General features: G+C 69.8%; 9 protein-coding genes. 1 reads left to right on the forward strand and 8 read right to left on the reverse strand.

The annotated features are described in order from the left end of the window. The first annotated feature begins 119 nt into the window (after positions 1-119). Positions 120-1,721: an HNH endonuclease signature motif containing protein gene (locus MVA01S_RS27220; RefSeq protein WP_003929247.1), complete on the forward strand. Its 1,602-nt coding sequence runs from the start codon at positions 120-122 to the stop codon at positions 1,719-1,721. Here MVA01S_RS27220 and MVA01S_RS27225 read toward each other — a convergent pair. The 8 genes from MVA01S_RS27225 to gad are packed head-to-tail and all read right to left on the reverse strand — an operon-like array spanning position 1,694 to position 8,390. Then, on the reverse strand, positions 1,694-2,161 hold the full coding sequence (locus MVA01S_RS27225; RefSeq protein WP_003929246.1) for a nuclear transport factor 2 family protein: 468 nt from the start codon (positions 2,159-2,161) through the stop codon (positions 1,694-1,696). The genes MVA01S_RS27220 and MVA01S_RS27225 overlap by 28 nt on opposite strands. Continuing rightward, complete coding sequence (gene tsaD, locus MVA01S_RS27230; protein WP_003929245.1) at positions 2,158-3,180, reverse strand: tRNA (adenosine(37)-N6)-threonylcarbamoyltransferase complex transferase subunit TsaD; 1,023 nt, start codon at positions 3,178-3,180, stop codon at positions 2,158-2,160. Before tsaD ends, MVA01S_RS27225 begins: the two co-directional genes overlap by 4 nt. Further along, positions 3,177-3,629, reverse strand: a complete 453-nt coding sequence (rimI, locus tag MVA01S_RS27235) for a ribosomal protein S18-alanine N-acetyltransferase (RefSeq protein WP_003929244.1) — start codon at positions 3,627-3,629, stop codon at positions 3,177-3,179. The genes tsaD and rimI overlap by 4 nt, the downstream gene beginning before the upstream one ends. Continuing rightward, positions 3,626-4,258: a tRNA (adenosine(37)-N6)-threonylcarbamoyltransferase complex dimerization subunit type 1 TsaB gene (gene tsaB / locus MVA01S_RS27240; protein ID WP_003929243.1), complete on the reverse strand. Its 633-nt coding sequence runs from the start codon at positions 4,256-4,258 to the stop codon at positions 3,626-3,628. Before tsaB ends, rimI begins: the two co-directional genes overlap by 4 nt. Further along, positions 4,255-4,719 carry a tRNA (adenosine(37)-N6)-threonylcarbamoyltransferase complex ATPase subunit type 1 TsaE gene (gene tsaE, locus MVA01S_RS27245; RefSeq protein WP_003929242.1) on the reverse strand — a complete coding sequence of 155 codons (465 nt, stop codon included), beginning with the start codon at positions 4,717-4,719 and terminating at the stop codon, positions 4,255-4,257. The genes tsaB and tsaE overlap by 4 nt, the downstream gene beginning before the upstream one ends. Then, positions 4,712-5,800, reverse strand: coding sequence for an alpha/beta fold hydrolase (locus MVA01S_RS27250; RefSeq protein ID WP_040540533.1), 1,089 nt, complete (start codon positions 5,798-5,800; stop codon positions 4,712-4,714). Before MVA01S_RS27250 ends, tsaE begins: the two co-directional genes overlap by 8 nt. After that, complete coding sequence (alr, locus tag MVA01S_RS27255) at positions 5,797-6,930, reverse strand: alanine racemase (RefSeq protein WP_003929240.1); 1,134 nt, start codon at positions 6,928-6,930, stop codon at positions 5,797-5,799. The genes MVA01S_RS27250 and alr overlap by 4 nt, the downstream gene beginning before the upstream one ends. Positions 6,931-6,986: 56 nt before the next feature. Beyond that, positions 6,987-8,390 (reverse strand): glutamate decarboxylase, encoded by a 1,404-nt coding sequence (gene gad, locus MVA01S_RS27260; protein WP_003929239.1) that lies wholly within the window; start codon positions 8,388-8,390, stop codon positions 6,987-6,989. Between the last annotated feature and the right edge of the window lie 132 nt (positions 8,391-8,522).

An 8,522-nucleotide genomic window follows, 5' to 3' on the forward strand; every position in this document is an offset into this window, starting at 1 on the left:
CTTTGCTTCTGATGACTAGAACCAGCAGGTCAGGGCAATAATTTCGGTTGGCAGGAATTGGTCGAGCCGCTGGCAGAAACCCGCCACTTGAGTCAGTGAAACCCGGTAGAATCGAACGCATGTTCGACATCTCGGGGGTGTGTGACCCTGACCAGCTCGCCGCGCTGACACCCGCGGAACTCGTGGACGCGGTCCGTGCCTGCGCCCGCGCCGAGAACGCTGCATGCGCCCGCAAGTTGGCGGTGATGGCCGAACTGTTCATCCGGCGCACCAGCCTGTCGGCCGAGGACCGCGAACTGTGGTGGATCGACCCCGACGCCGCCGTCACCGCCGAACTGGGCGCCGCCCAACACATCACCGCCGGCCTGGCCTCCGCCCAGGCCCACCGCGGTGTGGCGTTGCGGGACCGGCTGCCGAAGGTGTTCGCACTGTTTCTGGCCGGCCAGATCAGCGACATGCTGGTCCGGGCCATCGTGTGGCGTACCTATCTGATCACCGACCCGGCGGTGATGGCTGCCGTGGATGCCGAGCTGGCCGCCGAGATCAGCGGCTGGGGTGCGAAGTCGGTGGCCAAGACCGAGATCGAGATCGACGCGCTGGTGGCCCGCCACGACCGCGACGCGGTGCGCACCAAGAAGGAGTCCGTGATCGAACCGGCTGTGGAGTTCGGTAGCCCCACCGATCCGCCCGGGTTCACCACGATCTGGGCGCGGCTGTTCGCCGGGGACGCCGCTATCGCCGAACAGTTGATGGACCAGATGGCGTTCAGCGTGTGCGAGGACGACCCCCGCAACCTCGAAGCCCGCCGCGCCGCAGCCATCACCGCCCGCCTGACCGGGGCCACCACAACCACCACGCTGGCCTGCCGCTGCGGCAACGAGACCTGCCCCGGCACCGACCACCCCGCCCCCACCCGCGACACCACCGTCTACATCCTCACCGACCCCACCCCCGAAACCAGCGCCGACCAGCCCGACGGAGACCAGGCCGACGGAGACCAGGCCGACGGAGACCAGGACAAGGCCCCCGATCACCGCGACGAACCCGCGCCGCGGGCCAAGCCGGCCTACATCTTCGGTGCCGGGCTGACCCCGACGCGGCTACTGGCCCAGATGTGCGACGGCGCCCGATTCCGCCCGGTGGTGCATCCGGGCATGTCCGGGCCCGAGCCCCGCTACACCCCGTCGCGGGCGCTGGCCGAGTTCATCCGCTGCCGCGACCTCACCTGCCGCTTCCCCGGCTGTGACGCACCGGCCACCCTGGCCGACATCGACCACACCGTGCCCTACCCGCTGGGACCCACGCATGCGTCAAACCTGAAGTGCCTGTGCCGTTTTCATCATTTGCTGAAAACGTTCTGGACCGGTGCTTCCGGATGGCGCGACCGGCAATACCCCGACGGGACCGTCGTCTGGACCGCACCCACCGGCCACACCTACACCACCCAGCCGGGCAGCCGACTGCTGTTCCCGGCCCTGTGCGCACCGACCGGCATCCTGTGGACCGGCGACCCACCGGAACCGCCACTCAGCGACCAGCGTGGGTCGATGATGCCCAAACGTCGAAACACCCGCGCCCACAACCGCGCCCGATCCATCAAAGCCGAACGCCGCCGCAACCGGCACCTACGACAACCCCCGCCACCACGAAGCGACACCCCGCGGGAATCAGCCACCCGATGGCGCGAACCCGACTACGGCGACGACCCACCACCGTTCTGACCGAGGCGGCCCAGGTCCATCATCAGGTGGTCGGACACGTCCCCGACCATCTCCACATCGACTGTGCGCGAGGTGAAGTACCAGCCTGCCATGTCGCGTGCGAAGGTGTCGGCGTAGCGCCCCACCACGATCGGCGCGAGCGAGACCGCGTCGGTGCGCTGCACGACGCAGAACGTCGAGCGCGAGGCAGCGGTGTCGCCGTCGATGTCCACAATCGGATTCAAGACGAGATGCCTTGTGCGCGGGGTATTCCCGTGCTCAGGGAAACGGCGCGTGGTCGCAGCGAAGAGGCCCGCGACAGCATCGGCCCCCGCGACACCCATGAAGTGGCCCCGCCCGAGAAGTTCACCGACACCGTCGAAGTCGCCGGCATCGATCAACTCGGCGTAGCGGTACAACAATTCGGTGACCGCCAGTTTGTCGGCCAGCCGCCCGCTCACGCCACCTGCCCCTGCACCACCGGCAGTCCCGGATCACTGGCCGCGTCCAGCGGCGACGGCTCCGCCCCCGCCGCGATCAGGTGCGCCGCGAACGACGCGATCATCGCACCGTTGTCGGTGCACAGCCGCGGCCGCGGGATCCGCAGAGTCATCCCGGCCTCCTCGCACCGCTGCTGCGCCAGCTCGCGCAGCCGCGAGTTCGCCGCTACTCCCCCGGCGATCAGCAGCGTCGACACCCCGAGCTCCTTGGCCGCCCGCACCGCCTTCGCGGTCAGCACGTCGGCGACCGCCTCCTGGAACCCCGCCGCCACATCGGCCTGCGACGCCTCCGGATGCCGCTCCACATACCGCGCCACCGCCGTCTTGAGCCCGGAGAAACTGAACGCGTACGGATCGTCACGCGGACCGGTCATCCCCCGCGGGAAGGTGATAGCGGTCCGATCACCCTCGCGCGCAAGCTCATCGAGCACGCGGCCGCCCGGATAACCGAGCCCCAGCAGCCGGGCGATCTTGTCGTACGCCTCGCCTGCGGCGTCGTCGACGGTGGCACCCAACTCGATGATCGGTTCCCCCAGCGACCGCACGTGCAGCAGGTTCGTGTGCCCGCCCGACACCAGCAGCCCGATGCTCTCCGGCAGCGGACCGTGGTCGTAGACGTCGGCCGCCAGGTGCCCACCGAGGTGATTGACCGCATAGAACGGCACCTGCCACGCCGCCGCGTACGCCTTGGCCGCGGCCACCCCCACCAGTAACGCACCGGCCAGGCCCGGTCCGATCGTCGCGGCGACCACGTCGGGCTTCGTCACCCCGGCCGTCTCCAGCGCGCGCCGCATCGTCGGACCCAATGCCTCCAGGTGCGCCCGCGAAGCGATCTCGGGAACCACGCCGCCGAAGCGGGCGTGCTCGTCGACGCTGGAGGCCACCTCGTCGGCCAGCAGCGTCACCGTCCCGTCGTCGCCGAGTTCGGCGATGCCGACGCCGGTCTCGTCGCACGAACTCTCGATGGCCAGGATGATCATCGCTGCTCCCGTTTCATCGTGTAGGCGTCCGCGCCGCTGACCCGGTAGTACCGTTTGCGCACACCGACTCTCACGAACCCTTCGCTCTCGTACAGCGCGATCGCCGCGGTGTTGTCGGTGCGGACCTCCAGGTAGATCGCCCCGTCACCGGCATAGTCGATCAGCCGGGCGAGCATGCCCCTACCGATGCCCTGCCCCTGGTAGGCCGGATCCACACCCACGGTGTGGATCTCGTATTCATACGGCTCGCACCGGCCCAGCCGGGCGATGCCCGCGTACCCGACCAGCTTGTCGTCCACCCGCGCCGCGACGTAGTGGTTGTTCTTGGCGGCCAGCTCAGCCACGAACGCACGCTCCGGCCAGGGATCGTCGCCGTCGAACAACTGGGCTTCCAGTTCCGCGCACCGCGCCGCGTCCCCCGGCGTCAGCAGCCCGTACTCGACGGTCACCGCGACACCGCCTGCGACGGTTTGGCGTCCGGTCTACGCAAGTACAGCGGCACCAACGGCTCGGGCTCCGACACCCAATCGTCCACCGCAGCAACCAGACCCGCCGCCGTGGGATACACCGGAGCCAGCCGGGGCAGCGCGAACATCGCGGCGTGCTCGGGCGACCCGGCCACCGCCTCGGCCCCCGGGGGCACATCGGCTGCGGCGTTCACCGCAGGCCCGTCGATCCGCCGGCCGTCACGGTAACGCGCCCAGTACACCTCGCGGCGGCGGGCATCGGTGACCACCAGCACGTCGCCGGACGTGCCGACCGCGATCGCGTCCAGGCTGCACACCCCGCGCACGGGGACACCGAGCGCATGCCCGAAGGCCGCCGCCGTCGCCATCCCGACCCGCAGCCCGGTGAACGGGCCGGGGCCGCAACCCACCACCACGGCGTCGAGCTGATCGACCGTCACACCCGCGATACGCAGCGCGTCAACGACATTCGGCGTCAACCGCTCGGCATGCGCCCGGGCGTCCACGGTGACCTGCTCGGCCAGCACCTCGACCGCATCGCCGTCGACCCGCACCACCCCGGCCGTCACCGCGGGAGTCGCCGTGTCGATCGCCAGCACGATTCTGCTCATGGCCTGCTCCACTGCCAGATCGCGGTCCGCGCATCGGTGTCGGCCGTCCGCTCCAGCCAGATGTCGAGGTGACTGTCCGAAAGTCTCTCGGCCAGACCCTCGCCCCACTCGACCACCACCACGGCGTCGTCGAGATCGGTGTCGAGGTCCAGCGAATCCAGTTCGGCCAGAAGGTCCACCGATTCCTGGTCGAGAAGCCGGTACAGGTCGACGTGCACCATCGCCGGTGCCCCGTCGCGACGCGCCCGGTGCACCCGGGCCAAGACGAACGTCGGGGACACCACCGGGCCCTCCACATCCAGAGCCTGCGCTATCCCTTTGGCCAGCACCGTCTTTCCTGCGCCCAGCGGCCCCGACAGCACGACGACGTCGCCGGCGCGCAGCTGCCTGCCCAGCCTGGCGCCCAGCGCGATCGTATCGTCGACGCCGAGCAGTTCGATGTTGCCCGAGCGATCATCCATGGGACCGGATCCGTTCCTTCACCCGCCGGGTCAACGCCACCAACTTCGACGGCGTGGCCCGCTCCACCAGCCGCACCAGCGCGTCGTTGATGACCTCCGGCCGCTCCAATTGAACGAGATGTCCGGCGCCGCCGACGATCACGAGCTCCGATCTGCTCAGCGCCGCCGCCATCTCCCTCGAGTACTCCACCGGCGTCAGCAGATCGCGGTCACCGCACGCGACCAGCGTCGGTACCTTGCTCAGCGTCTCCAGCGCCGCGGTCTCGTCGTGCACTTCGAGCGCGTGCAGGAACTCCACCAGCGTGGTGATCGGGGTGTCGTGCATCATCCGCTCGGAGAACGCCACCACACTGGGACTGATCTTCTCGTCACCGTAGGACGCTGCGCGCAGGATCGGCGCGATCACCGACCGCGCGGCGCCGCGGCTGCGGTGCACCAGTTTCGGCGCGTACCTGGCCGCGAAGCGCACCGCCTCCAACGCCGGGTTCCGCAGGATTTCGCCCACCGGTGACCGAGAAACCCCCTCGGCCGCAGACGAGATCAACGCGACGCCGACCACGCGCGTCGGATAGCGCTGCGGGAACTGGCGGGCGTGTGAGAGCACGGTCATCCCGCCCATGGAATGCCCGACCAGCACCACCGGCCCCTTCGGCGCCATCACCGCCAGGACGCTCTCCAGGTCCTGGCCGAGCTGTTCGACGGTGTAGGTCCGCGGCGGCGCCTCACCGGACCGGCCATGGCCGCGCTGGTCGTAGAACACCATCCGGACCTGATCGCCCCACTGCTCGGTCAGGCGGTCACGCTGGAAGTGGAACGACCCCATCCGTAGGCAGAACCCGTGCGAGAACACCACGGTCAACGGGGCATCGGTGGGCCCCACCTCGCGCACCGTCAGCGGAACCCCGTCCGGGGTGGTCACGACGCAGCCCCGGTCAGCGTCGAGCAGCTCGAAATCCTCGTCGCGGTGCGGGTCTTCGGCGGTCACCCGGCGCCGGATCGACCGTGCCACCGACACCCCGGCCGCAGAGCCGACGGCAGCCACGCCCGCCGCGCCGGCGAGCCAGCCTCGTCCTCGGCTCATCGCGGCCCGCCCACGTACGTGCGTGCGATCCGGCCCCGCGGGCTGGTCACCACCTCGTAGTTGATGGTGCCCAGCAGCTCCGCCCAGTCCTGCGCGGTCGGCTCACCGTCGGTACCCGGCCCGAACAAGATCGCGTCGTCACCCTCGGCCACGTCCACCCGGCCGGGACCGAGGTCCACCACGAACTGATCCATGCAGACCCGTCCCACGTTCGGATACCGGCGGCCGTTGATCGAGACCTCGAATCGGTTACTCAGCGCGCGGAACACCCCGTCTGCGTACCCGGCCGGGATCAGCGCCAGCGTGGTGTCCGCCGGCGCGGTCCAGGTGTGCCCGTAGGACACGGCGGCACCGGCGGGCACCGACCGCACCTTCACCACCGGGCAGCGCACGGTCATCGCCGGACGCAGCCCCATGTCCCCGCGCTCGGGGATCGGCGTCTGCCCGTAGACCGCGATGCCCGGGCGCACCAGGTCGAACGCCAGGTCCGGCCTCGTCAGCGCGGCGGGCGAATTGCTCAGGTGCACGACCTCGTAAGCCACCCCGCGGGACCGCGCCGAGGCGGCCATCTCGGTCAGCCGGCGCGCCTGCACGTCATTGAACGGGTGATCGGGGGTGTCGCCGTGGGCCAAATGGGACATCAACCCGCGCACGTGCACCGCGCCGTCGCTCTGCGCGCGGCGCAACGCGTCCACCACGGCCGGGTACTCGGCTTCACCGACCCCGTTGCGGCTGAGCCCGGTGTCCACCTTGACCGTCACGTTCGCGGTGCGTCCGGTGCGCGCGACCGCGTCGAGGACGTCGTCGAGCTGGCGCCCCGACGACACCGCCACGTCGACGTCGGCCAGCAGCGCGGGCGCGAAATCGGTGCCGGGCGGATGCAGCCAGGCCAGCACGCGCGCGGTGATCCCGTCACCGCGCAGCGCCAGCGCCTCGTGCAGGGTCGCGACGCCGAGTTCGGCCGCCCCGGCAGCCAGCGCGGCGCGGGCCACCGGGGTGGCTCCGTGGCCGTACCCGTCGGCCTTCACGACAGCCATCACCGCCGCTGAGCCGGCGTGTTCGCGCAGCACAGCGACGTTGTGGGCGATCGCGTCGAGGTCGACGGTCGCGGTCGGCTGAGCCTGGGGCATGTTCTGAGTCATAGTCGGCGTGGTGGTCACTGCACGCGATTGTCCCAGGCGGGTCGTCAGTGGGCGAAATGCTGCTCGTCGGAGAACGCGCCGACACCGACCTTGGCCAGCTTGCCCAGCACCTCCAGCAGGTCGTCGCGCAGCGCGCGCGCCAGGTTCGCCGAGAATCCCTCCCGGACCACCACCCGCAGCACCGCGACGTCACTGGCGTTGTCGGGCATCGTGTAGGCGGGCACCTGCCACCCGTAGCCGCGCAGCAGCGCCGAGATGTCGAACACGGTGTACTCGGTGCCCTCGACCAGCTTGAACGCCACCACCGGGATCGCCGAACCGTCGGAGATCACCTCGAAGACCGGCTTGCCGTTCGGCCCGGGCATCCCTTCCAGTTCGCGGGCCAGCCACTGCGCGGTGTCGGACAGACTGCGCATCACCTGGGTGTAACCCTCGCGGCCCAGCCGCAGGAAGTTGTAGTACTGGCCGACCACCTGGTTGCCGGGGCGGGAGAAGTTCAGCGTGAACGTCGGCATGTCACCGCCGAGGTAGTTCACCCGGAACACCAGCTCCTCGGGCAGATGCTCGACGTTGCGCCACACCACGAAGCCGATGCCCGGGTAGGTCAGGCCGTACTTGTGACCGCTGACGTTGATCGAGGCCACCCGCGGCAGCCGGAAATCCCACACCACGTCCGGGTGCAGGAACGGCACCACGAACCCGCCGCTGGCCGCATCCACGTGTACCGGAACGTCCACACCACGCTCGGCGGCCACGGTGTCCAGTGCGGCGCAGATGTCACCGACGGGTTCGAGCTCCCCGGTGTAGGTGGTGCCCAGGATCGCGACCACCCCGATGGTGTCCTCGTCGACGGCGTCGGCCACCTGCTCGGGAGTGATGACGTAGCGGCCCTCCTCCATCGGCAGGTAGCGCGCCTCCACGTCGAAGTAGCGGCAGAACTTCTCCCATACGACCTGCACGTTGGAGCCCATCACCAGATTCGGCGTGCGGGCCTTCCAGTCCCTGCCCGCCTTCTCCTGCCTGGCCCGCCACCGCCACTTCATCGCCAGCCCGGCCAGCATGACCGCCTCGCTGGAGCCGACGGTGGACACCCCGATCGCGGTGGACGGGTCGTCGTCGCGCAGGTGCTCGGCATGGAACAGGTCGGCGACCATGCACACACAGCGCTGCTCGATCGCGGCGGTGACCGGGTACTCGTCCTTGTCGATCATGTTCTTGTCGAACGTCTCCGCCATCAGCCGGTCGGCCTCGGGGTCCATCCAGGTGGTGACGAACGTGGCCAGGTTCAACCGCGAACTGCCGTCGAGCATCAACTCGTCGTGGATGTACCGGTAGGTCAGCTCCGGGTCCATCGATTCGTCCGGCAGTCGCAACGCCGGGACAGGGGCGGTCGACATCCGGCCGGTGTAAGCAGGTGCCAGCGACGAGTGACGGGAGACATTGGGCATGGCTCCTTTCTAGAGGATCGAAGCCAGTGCCGTCCGCAGATGCCCCAGGATCCGTGACGCCGACGTCGGCGCGGCCGCGGGCCCGGGGTCGCGGGCGGACAGGTCGGCGGCGCGGGCGTGCACGAACGCCGC

It is taken from the genome of Mycolicibacterium vaccae NBRC 14118 = CIP 105934 (genome assembly GCF_001552715.1).
GTDB classification, from domain to species: Bacteria; Actinomycetota; Actinomycetes; order Mycobacteriales; family Mycobacteriaceae; genus Mycobacterium; species Mycobacterium vaccae.

What these genes read in the sequence shown, in the direction of transcription:
- MVA01S_RS27220 (WP_003929247.1), top strand. Translation starts at nt 120, where the DNA reads ATGTTCGACATCTCGGGGGTGTGTGACCCTGACCAGCTCGCCGCGCTG.
- tsaD (WP_003929245.1), bottom strand. Translation starts at nt 3,180, where the DNA reads ATGATCATCCTGGCCATCGAGAGTTCGTGCGACGAGACCGGCGTCGGC.
- tsaB (WP_003929243.1), bottom strand. Translation starts at nt 4,258, where the DNA reads ATGAGCAGAATCGTGCTGGCGATCGACACGGCGACTCCCGCGGTGACG.
- tsaE (WP_003929242.1), bottom strand. Translation starts at nt 4,719, where the DNA reads ATGGATGATCGCTCGGGCAACATCGAACTGCTCGGCGTCGACGATACG.
- MVA01S_RS27250 (WP_040540533.1), bottom strand. Translation starts at nt 5,800, where the DNA reads ATGAGCCGAGGACGAGGCTGGCTCGCCGGCGCGGCGGGCGTGGCTGCC.
- alr (WP_003929240.1), bottom strand. Translation starts at nt 6,930, where the DNA reads ATGCCCCAGGCTCAGCCGACCGCGACCGTCGACCTCGACGCGATCGCC.
- gad (WP_003929239.1), bottom strand. Translation starts at nt 8,390, where the DNA reads ATGCCCAATGTCTCCCGTCACTCGTCGCTGGCACCTGCTTACACCGGC.